Source organism: Kitasatospora sp. NPDC051705 (genome assembly GCF_044453265.1).
In the GTDB taxonomy this organism is placed as follows: domain Bacteria; phylum Actinomycetota; class Actinomycetes; order Streptomycetales; family Streptomycetaceae; genus Kitasatospora.
In genome coordinates this window covers 65,865-88,895 of sequence record NZ_JBITCO010000010.1, presented here as the reverse complement: position 1 = coordinate 88,895, position 23,031 = coordinate 65,865, and the positions used below count along the sequence as shown (strand labels likewise).

General features: G+C 76.0%; 7 protein-coding genes. All 7 read left to right on the top strand.

Translation table 11 applies throughout. The features are described from left to right. Positions 1-4 precede the first annotated feature (4 nt). Complete coding sequence (locus tag ACIA8Q_RS15590; RefSeq protein WP_396317296.1) at positions 5-4,453, top strand: amino acid adenylation domain-containing protein; 4,449 nt, start codon at positions 5-7, stop codon at positions 4,451-4,453. Between the two features lie 9 nt (positions 4,454-4,462). After that, on the top strand, positions 4,463-6,259 hold the full coding sequence (locus tag ACIA8Q_RS15585; protein WP_360211039.1) for a non-ribosomal peptide synthetase: 1,797 nt from the start codon (positions 4,463-4,465) through the stop codon (positions 6,257-6,259). Positions 6,260-6,266: 7 nt separating this feature from the next. Continuing rightward, entirely contained in the window at positions 6,267-7,052 is a 786-nt protein-coding gene (locus ACIA8Q_RS15580) for a thioesterase domain-containing protein (RefSeq protein WP_360211037.1), read from the top strand. After that, positions 7,046-8,230, top strand: coding sequence for a cytochrome P450 (locus ACIA8Q_RS15575; RefSeq protein WP_360211035.1), 1,185 nt, complete (start codon positions 7,046-7,048; stop codon positions 8,228-8,230). The genes ACIA8Q_RS15580 and ACIA8Q_RS15575 overlap by 7 nt, the downstream gene beginning before the upstream one ends. 155 nt (positions 8,231-8,385) lie before the next feature. After that, entirely contained in the window at positions 8,386-8,598 is a 213-nt protein-coding gene (locus ACIA8Q_RS15570) for an MbtH family protein (protein ID WP_360211033.1), read from the top strand. Between the two features lie 8 nt (positions 8,599-8,606). After that, on the top strand, positions 8,607-9,602 hold the full coding sequence (locus ACIA8Q_RS15565; protein WP_360211031.1) for a TauD/TfdA family dioxygenase: 996 nt from the start codon (positions 8,607-8,609) through the stop codon (positions 9,600-9,602). A 44-nt stretch (positions 9,603-9,646) separates the two neighbouring features. Continuing rightward, complete coding sequence (locus tag ACIA8Q_RS15560; protein WP_396317295.1) at positions 9,647-23,026, top strand: amino acid adenylation domain-containing protein; 13,380 nt, start codon at positions 9,647-9,649, stop codon at positions 23,024-23,026. Positions 23,027-23,031 lie beyond the last annotated feature (5 nt).

Here is a 23,031-nt window from a genome sequence, read left to right as displayed (position 1 = left end):
GGCCGTGAGCCCGTCCGACCACCCGGAGCGCACCGCGCCCGTCTCGGGGCTGCAGCGCGGCCTCTGGTTCCTCGACCGCCTCGACCCGCAGGCCGTCACCTACTGCACCCCCTGGACGGTGGACGTCACCGGCCCGCTCGACCTGCCGCTGCTCCAGGGCGCGCTGGACGCCGTGGTGGCCCGGCAGGAGGCGCTGCGCACCACCTTCGCGCTGCACCCCGACGGGCCGCGCCAGCAGGTGCACCCCGCCCTCGCCGTCCCGCTCGCGGTGACCGACCTGCGGGCCGCCGGCCCGCGGCAGGCCGAGCAACTGGAGGAGCTGCTCGCGGCCCGCTGCGCCGAGCCCTTCGACCTGGCCACCGGCCCGCTGCTGCGCGCCGAGGCCTTCCGGCTCGCCGACGAGCGCACCACGCTGCTGTTCACCGTGCACCACATCGTCTGGGACGGCTGGTCGGCGGAGGTCTTCGGGCGCGAGCTGGCCGAGCTGTACGGCGCCGCCGTGGCGGGCCGGGAGGCCGTGCTGCCGGAGCTGACCGTGCAGTGCGCCGACCACGCCGAGGAGCTGCTCGGCACCTCGTACGAGGAGCACCTGACCCACTGGAAGGAGCAGCTGGACGGCGCGCCCCCGCTGCTGGAACTGCCCACCGACCGGCCCCGTCCGGCGGAGCGCGGCGCGGCCGGACGGACCGAGGCGTTCGGCCTCGCCCCCGGCACGGCGGCCCGGGTGCGCGCCCTGGCCGAGGAGGAGGGCGTCACCCCGTTCACCGTCCAGCTGGCCGCCTTCGCCCTGCTGCTGAACCGCTGGACCGGCGCCGACGACCTGGTCATCGGCACCCCGGTCACCACCCGCGACCGCCCCGAACTGGAGCACCTCCTCGGCTACTTCGTCAACCTGCTGCCGCTGCGCCTGCGGCTCGCGCCGGCGATGGGCTTCCGCAGCCTGCTGGAGCACGTCCAGGACGTCGCCTTCGAGGCCTACGGCTACCTCGACGTGCCCTTCGACCAGCTGGTCGACCACCTCGGCGCCCCCCGCAGCGCACAGCACCCGCCGCTGGTCCAGGTGGTGTTCGGGGCCCACAGCGAGGACCGCACCCCGCTCGCGCTCGGCCCGGCCACCGCCGAGACCCGGGTGCGTTCCAACGGCACCAGCAAGTTCGACCTCACCTGGTCCGTCTTCGACGGCGGCGACGCCGACGGCGGTGACGGCGAGCTGCGCGGGGAGGCCGAGTACCGCAGCGAGCTGTTCGACCCGGAGACCGTCCGGCGCCTCGCCACCGAGTTCGACGCCCTGCTCACCGCGGCCCTGGACGAACCCGACGCCACCGTGCTGCGGCTGACCACCCGCGGCGCCGACGCCCCCCGGGCCACCGACACCCCCGGCCACTGCCTGCACCACCTGTTCGAACGGGCCGCCGACGCCCACCCCGACCGGCCCGCCGTCAGCGACCCCGACCGCACCCTCGACTACGCCGAGCTCGACCGCCGGGCCAACCGCCTGGCGCACGCCCTGCGCGCCCGCGGGGCCGGCCCCGGCGACCGGATCGGCATGCTGCTGGACCGCACCGCCGACGTCCTGGTCACCGTCCTCGGCGTGCTGAAGACCGGCGCCGCGTACGTGCCCGTCGACCTGGCCGCCCCGGCCGGCCGCGCCGCGCTGGTCTTCGACGACGCGGACGTCACCCTCGTCGTCACCGACCGACCGGACCGCGTGCCGGAGGGCCCCTGGCAGGCCTACGACCTGACCGCCGAGGCCGCCGACCTGGCCGCCCGGCCGGACACCCGCCCGCCCGCCGCCGGCCGCCCCGGCGACGTCGCCTACATCATCTTCACCTCCGGCTCCACCGGCCGCCCCAAGGGCGTCGCCGTCGCCCACGAGCACGTCAGCCGCCTCATGGCGGACGGCGCGGAGCACTTCGGGTTCGGCCCGGAGGAGACCTGGACGCTCTTCCACAGCTACGCCTTCGACTGGACGGTCTGGGAGATGTGGGGCGCCCTGCTGCACGGCGCCCGCCTGGTCGTCGTCCCCTACGTGACCAGCCGCTCGCCCGAGGAGTTCGCCCAGCTGCTGGAGGAGGAGCGGGTCTCCTTCCTCTGCCTCACCCCCTCGGCGCTGCGCCAGCTGGAGCCCGTGCTGCGCCGCAGCCCGCGCGACCTGTCCGCACTGAAGTGGATCATGCTCGGCGGGGAGGCCCTGGACCCGGCCGTCGTCCAGCGCTGGTTCGAACTCGACCCGCCCCCGCCGGCCCGGCTCTGCAACCTGTACGGCATCACCGAGACCACCGTCCACGTCACCACCCACGACCTGGCCGGCAGCACCGGCTTCGAGCGCAGCCTGATCGGCGCGCCCATGCCGCACCTGACCGCGCAGGTCCTCGACGACTGGCTGCGGCCGGCGCCGCCCGGCGCCGCCGGCGAGCTGTACATCGGCGGCGGCAGCCTCGCCCACGGCTACTGGGGCCGCCCCGGCCTCACCGCCGGCCGCTTCGTCGCCGACCCGTACGGCCCGCCCGGGGCCCGGCTCTACCGCACCGGAGACGTCGCCCGCCGACTGCCCGACGGCGGACTCGAGTACATCGGGCGCGCCGACTTCCAGGTCAACCTGCGCGGCTTCCGCATCGAGCTCGGCGAGATCGAGAACGCGCTCGCCGCCCACCCGGACGTCGACGCCTGCGTCGTCACCGTGCACGAGGACCGGCTCGCCGCGTACGTCACCGGGCGCGAGCCCGCCGACGTCCGCGCCTTCCTCGGCCGCACCCTGCCGCCGTACATGGTCCCGGCGAGCTACACCGTGCTGGAGTCGCTGCCGCTCACCGTCAACGGCAAGGTGGACCGCGCCGCGCTGCCCGCCCCCGGCCAGCGCAGCACCGCCGCCGGCGGCCGCCACGTCGAGCCGCGCACCCCGGAGGAGGAGGCCTTCGCCGCCGTCTGGACGGAGGTCCTCGGCGTGGACGGCATCGGCGTCCACGACGACTTCTTCCACCTCGGCGGCGACTCCATCCGGGCCGTCCAGCTCGCCGGCGCGCTGCACGAGCGCGGCTGGGGGGTCACCCTGCGGGACGTCTTCAACGCCCCCACCGTCGCCGCCCTGCTGCCCCTGGCGCAGCCCGTCGAGGAGGACGCGGACGCCCGCGAGCCGTTCGCCCTGCTCACCCCGGAGGACCGCGCCGACCTGCCGCCCGGGCTCGCCGACGCCTACCCGATGGTGTCCATGCAGCTCTCCATGGTCTTCCACATGGAGATCGCCGGCGGCACCGACAGCTACCACAACGTCAACTCCTACCGGATCTCCGGCCACCTCGACGAACAGGCCTTCCGCCGCTCCGTCGCCGAGGCCATGGAACGCCACGCGGTGCTGCGCACCGGCCTCGACCTGTCCGGCTACGGCGAACCCCTGCAGCTCGTCCACGGCCGGCTGCCCGCCCCCGTCGACTTCGCCGACCTGCGCGGCGAACCCGACCAGGACGCGGCCGTCCGGGAGGTCTTCGACACCCACCGCCGGACCCCCTTCGACCTCACCGCCCCGCCGCTGTTCCGGATCACCGTGCAGCGCCTCGCCGAGGACGCCTTCCAGCTCACCGTCTCCGAGCACCACGCCATCCTGGACGGCTGGAGCTTCACCTCCCTGCTCACCGAGATCCTGGAACGCCACACCGCCCTCGCCGCCGACCCGCTCGGCGCCCCCACCCCGCCGCCGCGCACCGCCTTCCGCGACTTCGTGGCCGTCGAACGGCGGGCCGCCGGGGACGAGCAGTCGCTCGCCTACTGGCGCGACCGGCTCTCCGGCGCCAGCGGCCAGCTGTTCCCCGGCAGCGAGGACGTGCACGAGGCGCCGCGCACCGTCGAACGGGTCCTGCCCGAGGCGCCCGACCAGCTGCGGGAGGTCGCCGACGCGCTGGCCGTGCCGATCAAGTCGGTCGCGCTCGCCGCCCACCTGCACGCCCTCGCCGCCATGACCGGTCGGCGGCGCGTCACCACCGGCCTCGCCGTCAACGGCCGGCTGGAGCGGCTCGGCGGCACCGAGGTGTACGGGCTGTTCCTCAACACCGTCCCGCTCAGCTGCGAGCCCACCGACGACCTGCTGGCCCTGGCCCGCGAGGTGCACCGGGAGGAGCTCGACATGATGCCGCACCGACGGGTGCCCTTCGCCCGCCTGGCCCGGCTGATGACCGACACCGCGCTGGACAGCCAGTTCGGCTACCTGCGCTTCCACGCCCTGGGCCGGCTCAGCTCGGCCCGCATCGTGGACGGCCGGATCGGCTGCGAGCCGACCCTGCGCCACGAGCCCAACAGCTTCGCCTTCGGCGCCTCGCTGATCCAGGACCCGGTCTCGCAGCGCGTGCTGCTCGCCGTCGACCACCAGCGGTCCCTGGTCACCGACACCGCCGCCGAGCAGTTCATCGACGCCTACACGGCAGCCCTGCACACCATGGCCACCGCGGCCCGAGAGTCCTGAGGAACCGTCATGACCGACCTGCTGCACCGCCTGCGCACCGCCGTCGCCGCCCACCCCGCGCGCATCGCCGTCCTCGCCCCCGCGGGGGAGACCGGCACCGCCAGCCTGGACTTCGCCGCCCTCGACCGTCGCACCGCCGCCCTGGCCCGCGCCCTGCGCGGGCTCGGCGTCGGCCGCGGCGACCGGGTCGGCGTCCACCTCCGCCGCACCGCCGACCTGCCGGTCGCGCTGCTCGCCGTCTGGCGGGCCGGCGCCGCCTACGTCCCGCTCGACCCGGCCTACCCGGCCGAGCGCCTCGCCTTCATGGCCTCCGACGCCCGGCTCGCCGCCCTGATCAGCGCCGACGGCCTCCCGGCCGCCCAGGGCGTGCCGGTGCTGCACCCCGACGCCGCCGCCGAGGACGGCCCCGAGCCGACCGCCGACGACCTCCCCGGGCAGGTGAACCCGCTCGACCCGGCGTACGTCATCTACACCTCCGGCTCCACCGGCCGCCCCAAGGGCGTCGAGGTGTCCCGCGGCGCCGTCGCGGCCCTGGTGACCGCGCTGGAGGCCGCCGGCGCCTACCGCGCCGAGCCCGGCGTGGTCGGCTGGAACGCCAGCGTCTCCTTCGACGCCTCCGTCCAGCAGTGGGCCCGGATCTGCCGCGGCGACACCGTCCTGGTCATCGGCGACGAGCAGCGCGCCGACCCGGCCAGGACGGCCGCCCTGCTCGCCGAGCACGGCGTCACCGACCTCGACCTCACCCCCTCGCACTGGGAGCTGCTGCGCGAGCCGCTCGGCGGCGCCCGGGTGCCGCGGCTGTTCATGGGCGGCGAGGCCGTCCCCGAGCGCACCTGGCGCGAACTGGCCGACGGCGGCATCGACGCGCTCAACCTGTACGGGCCCACCGAGTGCACCGTCGACGCCGTCACCGCGCCGATCAGCGGCCCCGGCCCGCACCTCGGCGAGCCGCTGCCGGGCGTGCGCCTGCACCTGCTCGACGAGAAGCTCGCCCCGGTCGCCGACGGCGTCGTCGGCGAGGTCTACCTGGCCGGGCCCGGGCTCGCCCACGGCTACCTCGGCCGGCCCGGCCTGACCGCCGAACGCTTCGTCGCCTGCCCGTTCGCCGACCCGTCCGACGAACCCGGCTCCCGCATGTACCGCACCGGGGACCAGGCCCGGCGCGGCGAGGGCGGCCGGCTGGAGTACGTCGGCCGGGTGGACCGCCAGGTCAAGGTGCGCGGCTACCGGATCGAGCTCGGCGAGGTCGAGCACGCCCTGGCCGGGCTGGACGGCGTCCGGGCCGCCGCCGTCACCGTGCACGAGCCCGCCCCCGGCGACCGCAGGCTCGCCGGCTACGTCACCGGCGCCGTCACCGCCGCCGAGCTCACCGAGCGGCTGCGGGCCACCGTGCCGGCCCACCTGGTGCCCTCGGTGATCACCGTGCTGGACGCCATGCCGCTCACCCCGAACGGCAAGGTCGACCTCGTGGCGCTGCCCGCCCCCGCGGCCGCCGCCGCGGAGCCGTCCGCCGCCGACGCCGGGGCCGAGGGGGGCGGGGGGCTGGCGGAGCAGGTCGCCGAGGTCTGGAGCACCGTGCTCGGCGTGAGCGGCGTCCTGCCCACCGACGACTTCTTCTCCCTCGGCGGGCACTCCCTCGCCGCGCTGCGGGTCGTCCACCTGCTGCGCCGCCGGCTCGGCATCGAGCTCCAGCTGCGCCACCTGCTCGACTCGGCCGACCTGGCCGCCTTCACCGCCACCGTCGGGCGGGCCGTCGAGGCCGGCACCGCCGCGCCCCGCCCGGCCCTGACCGCCCGGGCCCGGTGAGCGGCGCATGACCACCGCCACGCGGGTGCGACCCCGCGTCGAGGGGGACTGGCTGTTCGTCCCCGCGCCCCAGCCCCGGCCCGCGTTCCGGCTGTTCTGCTTCCCGCACGCCGGGGGGGACGCCACCGCCTACACCCCGCTCGCCCGCGCCCTCGCCCCGGCCGCGGAGGTCTGGGCGCTGCGCCCGCCCGCCCGCGGCGGCCGCTTCGGCCACCCGATGCCGGCGAGCTTCGACCTCCTGGTCGACGAGGTCGTGGAGGCCCTCACCCCGCACCTGACCGGTCGGTTCGGCTTCTACGGGCAGAGCTTCGGCGCCCTGCTCGGCTACGAGGTCGCCCGGGCGCTGCCCGCCGAGCGGCGGCCCGAACTGGTCGTCGCGGCCTCCGCCTCGCCGCCCGCCACCTGGACCGGCCGGGACCGCCCCCAGCACACCGCCGACGACCTGCTGCGCCTCGCCGGGATGGGCGAACTCGTCCAGAGCGAGGCGGAGTTGAAGGAACACGCGCTGCACGGCATCCGCACCGACCTCGCCGTGGTCGCCACCTACCGGCCCCGCCCGCACCCCCCGATCGGCTCCGACCTGCACACCGTCATCGGCGCCGACGACCCGATGCTCGGAGCCGCCCGGCTGGAGGGCTGGGCGGAGCACACCCGCGGCGGCTCCGGCCACCACGTCGTCCCCGGCGGACACCTGCTCGCCACCGTCGACGGGCCCGGCCCGGTCGACCTGCTGACCTCCCTCATCGCGCGGCGCGGCGCCGCCCACCAGCCCACCACGGAGTACTCATGCTGACCACCACCGCGATCGACCTCACCGACCCGGACCTCTGGGCCCGCCCCGACACCCCCGAGCTGGTCGCGGAGCTGCGGAGCGAGGCGGCCGTCCACCGCACCGACACCGTCGACGACGGGCCGGTCTGGTCGGTGCTCTCGTACAAGCACTCCGCCGAGGTGCTGCGCAACGCCGCCCTCTACAGCTCCGAACAGGGCTCGCTGCTCGGCGCCGGCGAGGGCAACGTGCCGGTCGGCTCCGGCCGGATGATGGCCCTCACCGACCCGCCCCGGCACCGCGAACTGCGCGCCCCCGCCAACCCGTTCTTCGCCCCCGGCCCGGTGCGCGGCGCGGCCCGCGGCATCACCGACCTCGCCGCCTCGATCGTCGACCGGGCCGTCGAGCTGGGCGAGGTGGACCTCGTCGACGCCGTCTCCGCCCTGCCGCTGTCCGTCATGTGCGACCTCCTGGACGTCCCCGAGGGCGACCGGGAGATGGTCGAACGGGTCTGCGACGTCGCCTTCCTCGGCCGCACCCCCGAGGAGCGCCGGGCCGGCCACCAGCAGCTCATCCCGTACCTGCTGCACCAGGTGATGCTGCGCCGCACCGACCCGCGCGACGACCTGATCAGCAAGATGGCCACCTACCGGGTCGGCGGCCGGCTGCTGCCGATCGAGGACGTCGTCCTCAACCTGGACAACATCGTGGTCGGCGGCGTGCAGACCGTCCGCCACACCGCCGCCATGGGGCTGCACACGCTCGTCCAGCACCCGGACCTGTGGCGGCAGCTGCAGCGCGGCGAGGTCGGCATGGACACCGCCCTGGACGAACTGCTGCGCTGGACCTCGGTCGGGCTGCACACCCTGCGCACCGCCAGCCGGGACACCGAACTCGACGGCCGCACCATCCGCCGCGGCGACCGCGTCGCGGTCTGGGTGTGGTCCGCCAACCGGGACCCGGAGGCCTTCGACCGGCCCGAGGAGATCCTGCTCGACCGCGCCCCCAACAAGCACCTCGCGCTCGGCCTCGGCGCCCACTACTGCATCGGCGCGCCGCTGGCCAAGGCCGAACTCGGCGCCCTGTTCACCGCGATGCTCGACCGCGTGGCCACGATCGAGCCGACGGGTCCGGTCACCCACAACCGCTCGATCATCAACTTCGGCCTGGACCACTTCCCGGTCCGGCTCACCCCGCGCTGAGCCCGGCCCGCGCCCGCGCCCGACCCCGGCCCGCGCCGGCCGGTCCCGCCCGGGCGGTCGTCCCGCACCGGCCGAACTGCCCAGTTCCTGCCTCGACTCCTGCCCTTCCGTCCCCCGCCCCGGCCATACCTTCGAAGCAACCCAAGGAGGACACCATGAGCAACCCGTTCGAGGACGACAACGCCGGCTACCTGGTGCTGGCCAACCACGAGGACCAGCACTCCCTGTGGCCCGTCTGGATCGACGTCCCGGCCGGCTGGACCACCGTCCACGGCGAGGACACCCGCCAGGGCTGCCTCGACTACATCGAGGCCAACTGGACCGACATCAGGCCCGCCAGCCTGACCGCCTCCCTCGCCGGTCAGTGAGTGCCACCATGCCGACCTGGGAACTGAACCCCGGCCGCCCGGCCCTCGCCCACGCGCCGCGCACCGCGGACCTCGGCGAGGCCTGCGAGTGGCTGCGCGAGAACGAGGCGGGCCTCACCGAGGCCCTGCACCGGCACGGCACGATCTTCCTGCGCGGCCTGCCGGTCGCGAGCACCGAGGACGTCGCCGCCGTGCGCGACGTCCTCATCCCCGAGCGCACTCCGTACCGGGAGAAGGCCACCCCGCGCAGCGACTACGGCAACGGCGTCTTCTCCTCCACCGACCTGCCGCCGGCCCAGCCGATCCGGATGCACAACGAGAACAGCTACACCCTCACCTTCCCCGGCCGGCTGCTCTTCGCCTGCCTGGTCGCCCCGGAGGAGGGCGGGGCCACCCCGACCGCCGACTGCCGCCGGGTGCTCGACGAGCTGCCCGCGCACCTCGTCGAGCGGATGCGGGCCTCCGGCTGGACGCTCACCCGCAACTACTCCGACTACGTCTCGCTCGGCTGGCGCACCGCCTTCGCCACCGAGGACCGGTCCGAGGTCGAGGCCTACTGCCGGGAGAACGGCATCACCTGCGAGTGGCTGCCGGACGGCAACCTGCGCACCCGGCAGCTGCGCCCCGGCACCATCCGCCACCCGGCCACCGACGAGGAGGTCTGGTTCAACCACCTCGCGTTCTGGAACGAGTGGTCGCTCGACCCGGACATCCGCGAGGCGATGACCGACGAGTTCGGACCGGACGGCTTCCCGTTCAACACCGGCTTCGGTGACGGCGAACCGCTCGGACGCGCCGACGTCGACGCCCTCAACGAGGCCTACCACGCGGCGACCGTGCGCGAACGCTGGCAGGTCGGCGACGTGATGCTGGTCGACAACGTGCTCTGTGCCCACGGCCGCGACCCGTACCGCGGCGACCGCAGGATCGCCGTCTCGATGGGGCAGCCCGTCGACGTCCTGGACTGCCGGCCCAGTGTCCGGCCCGTCCTGGCCGACGCCTGACCCCTCCGAACACCCCGTGCCGTGACGTGAGTAGAGGAAGCACCGTGATCCCGGTTTCGTACGCCCAGCAGCGTCTCTGGCTGATCGACCAGATCGAGGGGCCGACCGCGCTGTACAACCTGCCGTTCGCCCTGCGTCTGCGCGGCGAGCTCGACACCGCCGCGCTGCGCGCCGCGACGGCGGACGTGGTCGCCCGTCACGAGTCCCTGCGCACGGTGTTCCCGGTGGTCGGGGGAGTCCCGGTGCAGCAGATCCTGCCGGCCGAGGAGGCGCAGCCGCGCTTCCGGGTCGTGGACTGCGCACCGGCCGACTACCCCGGCCACCGGGACGCGGCCGCCGCCGAGACCTTCGACCTGAGCGGCGAACCGCCCATCAGGATCACGGTGTTCACCCTCTCACCGACCGAGCACGTGCTGCTCGTCGTCCTGCACCACATCGCCGGTGACGGCTGGTCGCTCGGCCCGCTGCTGCGCGACCTCGCCACCGCCTACCGGGCCCGGCTCGCCGGCCGCGGCCCCGACTGGGAGCCGCTGCCCGTCCAGTACGCCGACTACGCGCTCTGGCAGCGCGACCTGCTCGGCGACGAACACGACCCGGAAAGCCTGCTCGCCCGCCAACTCGACCACTGGCGAACCGTCCTGGCCGCGCTCCCGGAGGAACTGGAGCTGCCGACGGACCGCCCCCGACCGCCCGCCCCCAGCGGCGCCGCCGACGCCGTGGACCTCGCCTGGGGCGCGGACCTGCACACCGCCCTGCTCGACCTCGCCCGCACCCACCGCACCACCCTGTTCACCGTCCTCCAGGCCGGCCTGGCCGCCCTGTTCACCCGGCTCGGCGCCGGCACCGACATCCCGCTCGGCACCGGTGTCGCCGGCCGCTCCGACGAGGCGCTGGACGACCTGGTCGGCTTCTTCGTCAACTCGCTGGTGCTGCGGGCCGACACGTCCGGTGACCCGGGCTTCGCCGAGCTGCTCGGCCGGGTCAGGGAGGCCCAGCTGGAGGCCTTCGCCCACCAGGACATCCCCTTCGACCGCCTGGTCGAGGAGCTCAACCCGCCCCGCGCCCTCGGCCGCCACCCGCTGTTCCAGACCCTGCTCGTCCTGCAGAACCACGGGCAGGACGCCGGACTCGACCTGCCGGGGCTGGAGTCCGCCCCCGAACCGATCGGCCTGCGGGTCGCCAAGTTCGACCTCAACATCGGCATCGCCGAGCAGCACGGCCCCGACGGCACCCCCGCCGGGCTCACCGGCTCCATCGAGTTCGCCGCCGACCTCTACGACCGCACCACCGTCGCCGCCCTGGCCGACCGGCTCGGCCGCCTCCTCGCCGTCGCCGCGGCCGACCCGCACGCCCCCATCGGCACGCTGGACGTCCTCGGCCCCGAGGAGCGGACCCGCATCCTCACCGAGTGGAACGCCACCGCCGCCCCGCGCCGCACCGGCACCCTGGCCGAGTCCTTCGAGCAGCAGGCCGACCTCACCCCGCACGCCACCGCCCTCGCCCACGACGGCGGCACCCTCGACTACGCCGGGCTCGACGCCCGCGCCAACCGGCTCGCCCACCACCTGATCTCCCTCGGCGTCGGCACCGAGACCCCCGTCGCGATGCTGATGGAACGCTCCGTCGACGTCGTCGTCGCCACCCTGGCGGTCCTCAAGGCCGGCGGCTGCTACGTGCCCATGCACCCCGGCCTGCCGCCCGAGCGGATGGCCGACGTGCTCGCCGACACCGGCGCCCCCGTGCTGCTCACCGACCGCGCCGACCCCGGCTTCCCGCACCGGGCCGCGGTCGTCCGCCCCGGCGACGAGAGCGGCGCCCCGGCCCACCGCCCCGGCGTGCCCGTCCACCCGGACCAGCTCGCCTACGCGATGTACACCTCCGGCTCCACCGGCCGGCCCAAGGGCGTCGCCGTGCGCCACCGCGACGTCCTCGACCTGGCCGCCGACCGCCGCTGGCAGGACGGCCGCCACCAGCGGGTCCTGCTGCACTCCCCGCACGCCTTCGACGCCGCCACCTACGAGATCTGGACGCCGCTGCTGGCCGGCGGCACCGTCGTGGTCGCCCCGCCCGGCGCCCTCGACGCCGCCGCCCTGCACGCCGTCACCAGCCGCCACGGCGTCACCGCCGCCTTCCTCACCAAGGCCCTGTTCGACCTGGTCGCCGAACAGGCCCCGGAGACCTTCGCCGCCCTGCGCGTCGTCTGCACCGGCGGCGAGGCCGCCTCCGGCGTCCTGATGCGCCGCGTCCTCGACGCCTGCCCCGACCTGCTGCTCGCCCACGTCTACGGACCCACCGAGACCACCACCTTCGCCACCCACCACCCGCTCACCCACGCCGACCTCGACGGCCCCCGGGTGCCGATCGGCGGCCCGCTGGACAACATGCGCAGCCACGTCCTCGACGCCCGGCTGCAGCCCGTCCCGCCCGGCGTCCCGGGCGAGCTGTACATCGCCGGGGCCGGCCTGGCCCGCGGCTACCTCAACCGGCCCGGCCTGACCGCCGAACGCTTCGTCGCCTGCCCGTTCGCCGACCCGTCCGACGAACCCGGCTCCCGCATGTACCGCACCGGGGACCTCGTGCGGCTGCGCGCCGACGGCGCCGTGGAGTTCCTCGGCCGGATCGACGGCCAGGTCAAGCTGCGCGGCTTCCGGATCGAACTCGGCGAGATCGAGGCGGCGCTCTCCCGCCACCCCGCCGTCCGCCAGGTCATCGTGATCGCCCGCGAGGACCGCCCCGGGGACACCCGCCTCGTCGCCTACTGCACCGCCGACGCCTCGCTCACCCCCGAGGAGCTGCGGACCTTCGCCGGCACCTCGCTGCCCGGCTACATGGTCCCCGCCGCCGTCGTCGTCCTCGACACCCTGCCGCTGAACGACAACGGCAAGGTCGACCGCCGGGCCCTGCCCGCCCCCGACCTCGCCGCCGACGGCACCGGCCGCGCCCCGCGCGACGAGCGCGAACGGGCCCTGTGCGAGCTCTTCGGCGAGCTGCTCGGCATCGACGACATCACCATCGACGACGACTTCTTCGCGCTCGGCGGCCACTCGCTGCTCGCCACCCGCCTCACCGGGCGGGCCCGCACCGAGCTGGGCGTCGAGCTCTCCATCGGGGACCTCTTCCAGGCCCCCACCGTCGCCGGACTCGTCGACCGGCTCGCCGACCGCGCCGCCGAGGCCCCCGCCCCGGCCCGCCCCGCCCTGCGGCCCGTCGCCCGGCCCGAGCGGGTGCCGCTCTCCTTCGCCCAGCGCCGGCTCTGGTTCCTCGCCCAGGCCGACGGCCCCTCGGCCACCTACAACGTCACCCTCGCCCTGCGGCTGCACGGCCCGCTCGACCCGGCCGCCCTGGAGGCCGCCCTCGGCGACGTCGTCCGGCGGCACGAGGCCCTGCGCACCGTCTTCGGCGAGCAGGACGGCACGCCGTACCAGCGGGTCCTCGACGCCCCCGCCACCGGCCTGCTCACCGTCACCGACCGCCCGACCGACGAGCTCGCCGGCCACACCTTCGACCTCGCCGCGGACCTCCCCGTCCACGCCTACCTGCGCAGCGAGGGAGCCGGGGAGCACGTCCTGGTCCTGGTCGTCCACCACATCGCCGGGGACGGCGCCTCACTCGGCCCGCTCTACCGCGACCTCACCCGGGCCTACCGTTCCCGCGTGGACGGCGACGCCCCGCAGTGGGCGCCGCTGCCCGTCCAGTACGCCGACTACGCGCTCTGGCAGCACGAACTGCTCGGCTCGGAGGAGGACCCGGACAGCCCGGTCTCCCGGCAGCTCGCGCACTGGCGCGAGGCGCTGGCCGGCGTCCCCGAGGAGCTGCCGCTGCCGCTGGACCGCCCGCGGCCGCCGGTCGCCACCCACCGCGGCGCCGTCGTCCCGCTGGAGTTCGACGCCGCCCTGCACGCCCGGCTCACCGCACTCGCCGCCGAGCACGGCGTCACCCTCTTCATGGTCCTGCGGGCCGCGTACGCCACCCTGCTGCACCGCTTCGGCGCGGGCACCGACGTGCCCGTCGGCACCCCGCTGGCCGGGCGCCTCGACGAGGCCGTGCACGAGCTGGTGGGCTTCTTCGCCAACACCCTGGTGCTGCGCACCGACCTGTCCGGCCGGCCGAGCTTCGCGGACCTGCTGGCCCGGGTGCGGGAGACCGACCTCGCCGCCCACGCCCACCAGGACGTGCCGTTCGAGCGGCTGGTGGAGGAGCTGAACCCGACCCGGTCGACCGCCCGCCACCCGCTGTTCCAGGTGATGCTGGCCTTCGCCGGCGCCGCCGAGGACGGCCCGGACCTGCCCGGCGTGACGGTGACGGAGGAGCCGGTCGACTTCGGCACGGCCACCTTCGACCTCACCCTGCGCCTGGTCGAGCGGCAGGGCGCCGGCGGCGCCGGCGAGGGGCTGGCCGGCGTCCTCGAGTACGCCACCGACCTGTTCGACCGCGAGACCGCCGAACGGCTCGCCGCCGCCCTGGACACCATCCTGCGCCAGGTCGCCGCCGACCCCGGCCGCTCCGTCGCCGAGCTGGACGTCCTGACGGAGCAGGAGCGGGCCGCGGACGCCCACACGCCGCTGCCCGGGCAGGTGCCGCTGGTGCCGGCCGCCTTCGAGGCGCAGGCCGCCGCCACCCCGGACGCCGTGGCGCTGGTCTGCGGCGAGCTCTCCCTGACCTTCGCGCAGCTCAACGCCCGGGCCAACGGCCTCGCCCACCGGCTGATCGCCGCGGGCATCGGCCCCGAGCGCGTGGTGGCGCTGGCCCTGCCCCGCTCGGCGGAGACGGTGGTCGCCGTCCTCGCCGTGCTCAAGGCCGGCGGCGCCTACCTGCCGCTGGACGCCGAGTACCCGGCCGACCGCACCGCCGACACCCTGGCGCAGGCGGGCCCGGCGCTGGTCCTCACCGACGGGCGCTGGCCGCTGCCCGAGGTCCTCCACGGGCACCCGGTGCTGGACCTCGGCGACGACGCCGCCACCCCGGAGACCGACCCGGCCCCGCGGGCCGCGGCGTCCGACGCCGCCTACGTCATCTTCACCTCCGGCTCCACCGGCCGCCCCAAGGGCGTCGTGGTCCAGCACGGCAGCATCGCCGCGCTGCTCGCCGCCCACCGCACCGGCGTGATGGCGGGCACCGCCCGGCAGCGGGTCGCGCTCACCGCCTCGCTCTGCTTCGACGCCTCCTGGGACGGCCTGCTGTGGCTGGTCGCCGGCCACGAGCTGCACCTGATCGGCGGCGACGTGCGGCGCGACGCCCGGGCCCTGGTCGGCCACGTGCGCGAGCACGGGATCGGCGTGCTGGAGGTGACCCCCTCCTACGCGGAGCAGCTGATCGAGGAGGGCCTGCTGGAGGAGCCCGCACCCGCCCTGGTGCTGCTCGGCGGCGAGGCCGTCGGCCAGGCGCTCTGGACCAGGCTGCGCGAGGCCCCGGGCACCGCCGCCCACAACCTGTACGGCCCCACCGAGTGCACCGTCGACGCCCTGACCCACCCGCTGGCGGCGACCGGGCGGCCCGTCCTCGGCCGCACCGTCGCCGGTACCCGCGCCCACGTCCTGGACGGGCACCTCAACCCCGTCCCGGTCGGCGTGCCGGGGGAGCTGTACCTGGCCGGCGCCGGCCTGGCCCGCGGTTACCTGCACCGCCCGGGCCTGACCGCGGAGCGCTTCGTCGCCTCGCCCTTCGAGCCGGGCGCCAGGATGTACCGCACCGGTGACCTCGTCCGCCGCACCCGCGACGGCGAGCTGGAGTACCTGGGCCGCACCGACGACCAGGTGAAGATCCGCGGCTTCCGGATCGAGCTCGGCGAGATCGAGCGCGCCCTGACGGCCCACCCGCAGGTGCTCCAGGCCGCCGTCCTGCCCGACGCGGACGGGCTGCGGCTGATCGCCTACGTGGTCGCCGACGGCCTGCTGGACACCGCCGGGCTGCGTGCCGCCGCCGCCCGGACGCTGCCCGGCTACATGCTCCCGGCCGCGGTCGTCGCCCTGGACGCGCTGCCGCTCAACGCCAACGGCAAGCTGGACCGCTCCGCCCTGCCGGCCCCGGACTTCGGTGCGCTGTCGGCCGGCCGGGCGGCGCGCACGGCGCAGGAGGAGATCCTCTGCGGGCTGTTCGCGGAGGTGCTCGGGCTGGACTCCGTCGGCATCGACGACGACTTCTTCGACCTGGGCGGGCACTCGCTGCTGGCGACCAAGCTGCTCAGCCGGGTGCGGGTGGCGCTGGGCGCCGAGCCGGGCATCCGGGACGTCTTCGAGGCGCCGACGGTGGCCGGGCTGGCCGCCCGCCTGGGCGAGGGCTCCGGGCGCCCGGCGCTGACCGCGGGCGGTGCGCGGCCGGAGCGGCTGCCGCTGTCCTTCGCCCAGCAGCGGCTCTGGCTGATCGACCGGATGGAGGGCCCCAGCCCCCTCTACAACGCCCCGCTGGCGCTGCGCCTGACCGGGCCGCTGGACACCGCCGCGCTGGAGCTGGCGCTCGGGGACGTGGTGGCCCGGCACGAGAGCCTGCGCACCCTGATCGCCGAGGAGGACGGCACCCCCCACCAGCGGATCCTGCCCGTCGGCGAGGCCGCCGTCGGGCTCGACACCCGGGAGTGCCCGGCCGACGAGGTGCCCGACACGGTGGCCGGGCTGTGCCGGCACGCCTTCGACCTGCGCACCGAACTCCCGCTCCGCGCCACCCTGTTGCGGGTCTCCGCGGAGGAGCACGTGCTGGTCCTGGCGCTGCACCACATCGCCAGCGACGGCTGGTCCCTCGGCCCGCTGGTCCGCGACCTCACCTCGGCCTACACGGCCCGCACCGACGGCGCCGCCCCCGGCTGGGCGCCGCTGCCCGTCCAGTACGCCGACTACGCGCTCTGGCAGCGCGGGCTGCTCGGCGAGGAGAACGACCCGGAGAGCCTGGCCGCCCGCCAACTCGCCTACTGGCGAGCGACCCTGGCGGACCTCCCGGAGGAGGCCACGCTGCCGGCGGACCGCCCCCGCCCGCCCGTCGCCTCCCACCGCGGGGGCCGGGTGGCGCTCGGCCTCGACGCCGAACTCCACCGTGCGCTGGGCGAGTTGTCCCGCGAGCACCGGGTGACGATGTTCATGACCCTGCAGGCCGCGCTCGCCGCCCTGCTCACCCGTCTCGGCGCGGGCACCGACGTGCCGATCGGCTCCGTGGTGGCCGGGCGCTCCGACGAGGCCCTGGACGACCTGGTCGGCTTCTTCGTCAACACCCTGGTGCTGCGCACCGACACCTCCGGCGACCCGAGCTTCACCGAGCTGCTCGGCCGCGCCCGGGAGACCGCCCTGGGCGCCTACGCCCACCAGGACACCCCGTTCGAGCGCCTGGTCGAGGAGCTCAACCCGGCCCGCTCACTCGCCCGTCACCCGCTCTTCCAGATCATGCTGGTGCTGCAGAGCAACGAGCAGGCCGAGCCGGCCACGGCGGGCCTGCGCGTCGAACCCCTCGGAGCGGGCAACGGATCGGCCAAGTTCGACCTCAGCCTGATCGCCGAGGAGTCCTTCGGCCCCGACGGCGAGCTCACCGGGATCGACTGCGCCCTCGACTACGCCACCGACCTGTTCGACCGCGCGACGGTCGAGGCGATCGCCGTCCGGTTCGGCCGGCTGCTGGCCGCGGTGGCCGCGCAGCCCGGGCTGCCGATCGGGCGGGTCGAGCTGCTCTCCGCCGAGGAGCGGGCCGCCCTGCCCACGGCCGGCCCCGCCCTGCCGGCCGAGGCTCCGCTGCTGCCGGCCGCCTTCGCGGCCCAGGCGGCCGCGACCCCGGAGGCCGTCGCCCTGGTCTGCGGCGACACCCGGCTGACCTTCGCCCAGCTGAACGCCCGCGCCAACCGGCTCGCCCACCACCTGCTGGCCGCCGGCGCGGGCCGGGAGTCCGTGGTCGCCCTCGCCCTGCCGCGCTCGGCGGAGACGGTGGTCGCCATGCTGGCCGTGCTCAAGGCGGGCGCCGCCTACCTGCCGCTGGACGCCGAGTACCCGGCCGAGCGCACCGCCCACATGCTGGCGGACGCCCGCCCGGCGCTCGCCCTCACCGACGACCGCTGGCCGCTGCCCGAGGTCCTGGCCGGGCTGCGGACCCTGGACGTCACCGAACCCCCCGCGGACGGCGCCGCCGACCCGCGCTGCAGCGCCGACCCGCAGCACGCCCTCGACCCGGCCCGCTCCGCCGACCCGCAGCGCGCCGTCGACCCGGGCGACGCCGCCTACGTCATCTACACCTCCGGCTCCACCGGCCGCCCCAAGGGCGTCGTCGTCCCGCACGGCGCCGTCGCCGCCCTGCTGGCCGCCCACCGGGCCGCCCTGATCCAGCGCACCGAACAGGCCCACGGCCGGCAGCGGATCGCGCTCACCGCCTCGCTCTGCTTCGACGCCTCCCTGGAGCCCGTGCTCTGGATGTACGCCGGGCACGAGCTGCACCTGATCGGCGACGAGCTGCGCCGCGACCCGGCGGCGCTGGTCCGCCACACCGCCGAGGCCGGCATCGACGCCCTGCACCTCACCCCGTCCTACACCGAGCAGCTGATCGAGGAGGGCCTGCTGGACGCGCCCGCCCCGCGCCTGCTGCTGCTCGGCGGCGAGGCGATCGGCCAGGCCCTGTGGCAGCGGCTGCGGGAGCACCCCGACACCGCGGGCCACAACTTCTACGGCCCGACCGAGGCCACCGTGTACGCGCTCACCCAGCCGCTGGACGCGGTGGAGCGCCCCGGGCTCGGCGGCCCGATCGCCGGTGTGCGGGCGTACGTCCTGGACGAGCACCTCAACCCGGTGCCGGTGGGCGTGCCGGGGGAGCTGTACCTGGCCGGCACCGGTCTGGCCCGGGGCTACCTGGGCCGGCCGGGCCTGACGGCGGAACGGTTCGTCGCCTGCCCGTTCGAGCCGGGTGCCGGGCCCCTCCTGCCCGGTGGCGGGCAAGGAGGGAGGATGTACCGCACCGGCGACCTCGCCCGCCGCACCCGTGACGGCGGCGTGGAGTACCTCGGCCGCACCGACCACCAGGTGAAGATCCGCGGCTTCCGGGTCGAACTCGGCGAGATCGAGCAGGTGGTGGCACGCCACCCCGCCGTCCGGCAGTGCGTGGTCACCATCCGGGAGAGCGAGACCGGCGACCGGCTGGTCGGCTACTGCACGGTGGACCGGGACACGCCCGAACTCGCCGCCGAGCTCCGCCGGTTCGCCGCCGAATCGCTGCCCGGCTACATGGTGCCCGCCGCCGTCGTCCTGCTCGACTCGCTGCCCCTGACCGGCAGCGGCAAGGTCGACCACCGGGCCCTGCCGGCCCCGGACTTCGGTGCGCTGTCGGCCGGCCGGGCGGCGCGCACGGCGCAGGAGGAGATCCTCTGCGGGCTGTTCGCGGAGGTGCTCGGGCTGGACTCCGTCGGCATCGACGACGACTTCTTCGACCTGGGCGGGCACTCGCTGCTGGCGACCAAGCTGCTCAGCCGGGTGCGCTCCACGTCGGGCGCGGAACTGGGCATCCGGGACGTCTTCGAGGCGCCGACGGTGGCCGGGCTGGCCGCCCGCCTGGGCGGCGAGGGCTCCGGGCGCCCGGCACTCACCGGGGGCGGTGCGCGGCCGGAGCGGCTGCCGCTGTCCTTCGCCCAGCAGCGGCTCTGGCTGATCGACCGGATGGAGGGCCCCAGCGCCCTCTACAACCTGCCGCTCGTCCTGCGCGTGGCGGGGGAGCTGGACACCGCCGCGCTGGAGCTGGCGCTCGGGGACGTGGTGGCCCGGCACGAGAGCCTGCGCACCCTGATCGCCGAGGAGGACGGCACCCCCCACCAGCGGATCCTGCCCGCCGAGCAGGCCCGGGTCCGCGTCGAGCTGCTGCCGCCCGGCACCGCGCCGGCGAGCTGCACCGCCCGGCCCTTCGACCTGGCCGCCGACCTGCCCGTCCGCGCCCACGTCATCCCGTCCGCGCCCGGCGAGCACCTGCTCGCCCTGGTCCTGCACCACATCGCCGGGGACGGCTGGTCGATGGGCCCGCTGCTGCGGGACCTCGCCACGGCCTACGCGGCCCGCACCGACGGCGCCGCCCCGCAGTGGGCGCCGCTGCCCGTCCAGTACGCCGACTACGCGCTCTGGCAGCGCGGGCTGCTCGGTGCCGAGGACGACCCGGAGAGCCTGCTCTCCCGCCAACTCGGCTACTGGCGCGAGGCGCTGGCCGGTCTGCCGGAGGAGCTGTCGCTGCCCGTGGACCGGCCGCGCCGGGCGACCGCCGGCCACCACGGCGACCGGGTCGTGGTGCCCTACGGCGCCGAACTCCACCGTGCGCTGGGCGAGTTGTCCCGCGAGCACCGGGTGACGATGTTCATGACCCTGCAGGCCGCGCTCGCCGCCCTGCTCACCCGTCTCGGCGCGGGCACCGACGTGCCGATCGGCTCCGTGGTGGCCGGGCGCTCCGACGAGGCCCTGGACGACCTGGTCGGTTTCTTCGTCAACACCCTGGTGCTGCGCACCGACACCTCCGGCGACCCGAGCTTCACCGAGCTGCTGGCCCGGGTCCGGGAGACCCAACTCGACGCCCACGCCCACCAGGACGTGCCCTTCGAGCGGCTCGTCGAGGAGCTCAACCCGGCCCGCTCGCTGGCCCGCCACCCGCTCTTCCAGGTGGCGCTGCTGCTGGAGGGCCAGGGGGACTCCGCGCCGTTCGCCCCGGCCGGGCTCGACGCCTCCGTCGAGTCCTCCGACGGGACGGTCGCCAAGTTCGACCTGAGCGTGGGCCTCGGCGAGTCCTTCGACGCGGACGGCGCGCCCGCCGGGCTGGAGTGCGCGATCGACTACGCCACCGACCTGTTCGACCGCGCGACGGTCGAGGCGATCGCCGTCCGGTTCGGCCGGCTGCTGGCCGCGGTGGCCGCGCAGCCCGGGCTGCCGATCGGCCGGGTCGAGCTGCTCTCCGCCGAGGAGAGGGCCGCCCTGCCCACGGCCGGCCCCGCCCTGCCGGCCGAGGTCCCGCTGCTGCCGGCCGCCTTCGCGGCCCGGGCGGCCGCGACCCCGGAGGCCGTCGCCCTGGTCTGCGGCGACACCCGGCTGACCTTCGCCCAGCTGAACGCCCGCGCCAACCGGCTCGCCCACCACCTGATCGGGGCGGGCGTCGGCCCCGAGTCGGTGGTCGCCCTGGCCCTGCCGCGCTCGGCCGGGAGCGTGGTCGCGATCCTCGCCGTGCTCAAGGCGGGCGCCGCCTACCTGCCCCTGGACCCGGACCACCCGGCCGAGCGCACCGCCGCCACCCTCGCCGACGCGGGCGCCGCCCTCGTCCTCACCGACGAGGGCTGGCCGAAGCCCGAGGCCCTGACCGCACGGCCCACCCTGAACCTCGGCGCGGCCGACGGACCGGACACCGACCCGGCACCGCGCGCCACGGCCGACAACGCCGCCTACCTCATCTACACCTCCGGATCCACCGGCCGCCCCAAGGGCGTCGTCGTCCCGCACGGGGGCATCGCCGCCCTGCTGGCCGCCCACCGCGGCGGGCTGATCGCCACCGCCGAGGCCGCCCACGGCCGGCTGCGCGTCGCGCTCACCGCCTCGCTCGGCTTCGACGGATCCCTGCAGAGCCTGCTCTGGCTGTTCGCCGGGCACGAGCTGCACCTGATCGGCGACGAGCTGCGCCGCGACCCGGCCGCGCTGGTCCGGCACGTCCGCGCGGCCGGCATCGGCGCCATGGACGTCACCCCGTCCTACGCCGAGCAGCTCCTCGCCGAGGGCCTGCTCGACGCCGCCGCACCGCCGGTGCTGGTGCTCGGCGGCGAGGCCGTCGGACAGCAGCTGTGGACGAGCCTGCGCGCGGCACCGGGCACCGCCGCCCACAACCTGTACGGCCCGACCGAGGCCACCGTCTACGCCCTCGCCCAGCCGCTGGACGCGGTGGAGCGCCCCGGGCTCGGCGGCCCGATCGCCGGTGTGCGGGCGTACGTCCTGGACGAGCACCTCAACCCCGTCCCCCCGGGCGTGCCGGGGGAGCTGTACCTGGCCGGTCCGGGTCTGGCCCGCGGCTACCTGGGCCGGCCGGGCCTGACGGCGGAACGCTTCGTCGCCTGCCCCTTCGAGCCGGATGCCGGGCCCCTCCTGCCCGGTGGCGGGCAAGGAGGGAGGATGTACCGCACCGGCGACCTCGCCCGCCGCACCCGCGACGGCGGCGTGGAGTACCTCGGCCGCACCGACCACCAGGTGAAGATCCGCGGCTTCCGCATCGAACTCGGCGAGATCGAGCACGTGCTGACCCTCCACCCGGGCGTGGGCGCCGCCGCCGTCCTGCCCGACCCGGACGGCCTGCGGCTGGTCGCCTACGTCGTCACCGACGGCCCGGTCGACACCGCCGAACTGCGCGCCTTCGCCGCCGGACACCTGCCCGGCTACATGGTGCCCGCCGCCGTCGTCCCGCTGGCCGCGCTGCCGCTCACCGGCAGCGGCAAGCTCGACCGGGCGGCACTGCCCGCACCGGACTTCGGACTGCTCACCGGCGGCCGCGCCCCCCGGACACCGCAGGAGGAGCTCCTCTGCGAGCTGTTCGCCGAGACCCTCGGCCTGGAGACCGTCGGCATCGACGACGACTTCTTCGACCTCGGCGGCCACTCCCTGCTCGCCATGAAGCTGCTCGCCCGCGTCCGCACCGCCCTCGGCACGGACCCCGGCATGCGGGCGCTGTTCGAGGCGCCCACCGTGGCCGGGCTCGCCCGGCGGCTCGACCACGGCCCGGCCGCCGACGCCCTGGACGTCCTGCTGCCGCTGCGCACCGGCGGCGACCGCCCCCCGCTGTTCTGCGTCCACCCGGCGGCCGGCATCAGCTGGGTCTACTCCGGCCTGCTCCGCCACCTCGGCCCCGACCAGCCGGTCTACGGCCTCCAGGCCCGCGGCCTGCGCGGCGGCGCACCGGCGAGCGTCGCCGAGATCGCCGAGGACTACGTGCGGCAGATCCGCGCGGTCCGCCCCGACGGCCCGTACCACCTGCTGGGCTGGTCCTTCGGCGCGGTCGTCGCGCAGGAGATGGCCGTCCGCCTGCAGGCCGAGGGCGCCGAGGTCGGCCTGCTCGCCCTGCTGGACGGCGCGCCGGCGGCCCGCACCGACGACGCCCCGCCCGTCGAGGCCGTCGACACCCTGGCCGAACTGCTCCACTCGCTCGGCTACGACCCGGCGGACGGCCGGGGGCTCGCCGACCTGCGGGCCGTGCTCGGCGAGGCGGTCGCCGTCCTGCCGGAGGTCTTCGACCGGCACCGCAAGCTGATGGCCGAGCACGTGCCCGACCGCTACCGGGGCCCCGCCGTCTTCTTCGGGGCCACCACCGGCAAGCCCGCCGACTGGCCGTACGAGCAGGCCTGGCACCCGTACCTGGACGGGGCGGTCGAGCCCCACCGCCTCGACTGCGCGCACGGCGAGCTGGCCGGGCCGGAACCCCTCGCACGGATCGCCGCCGTGCTCGCCGAGAAGCTTGGAGCGTGATCCGC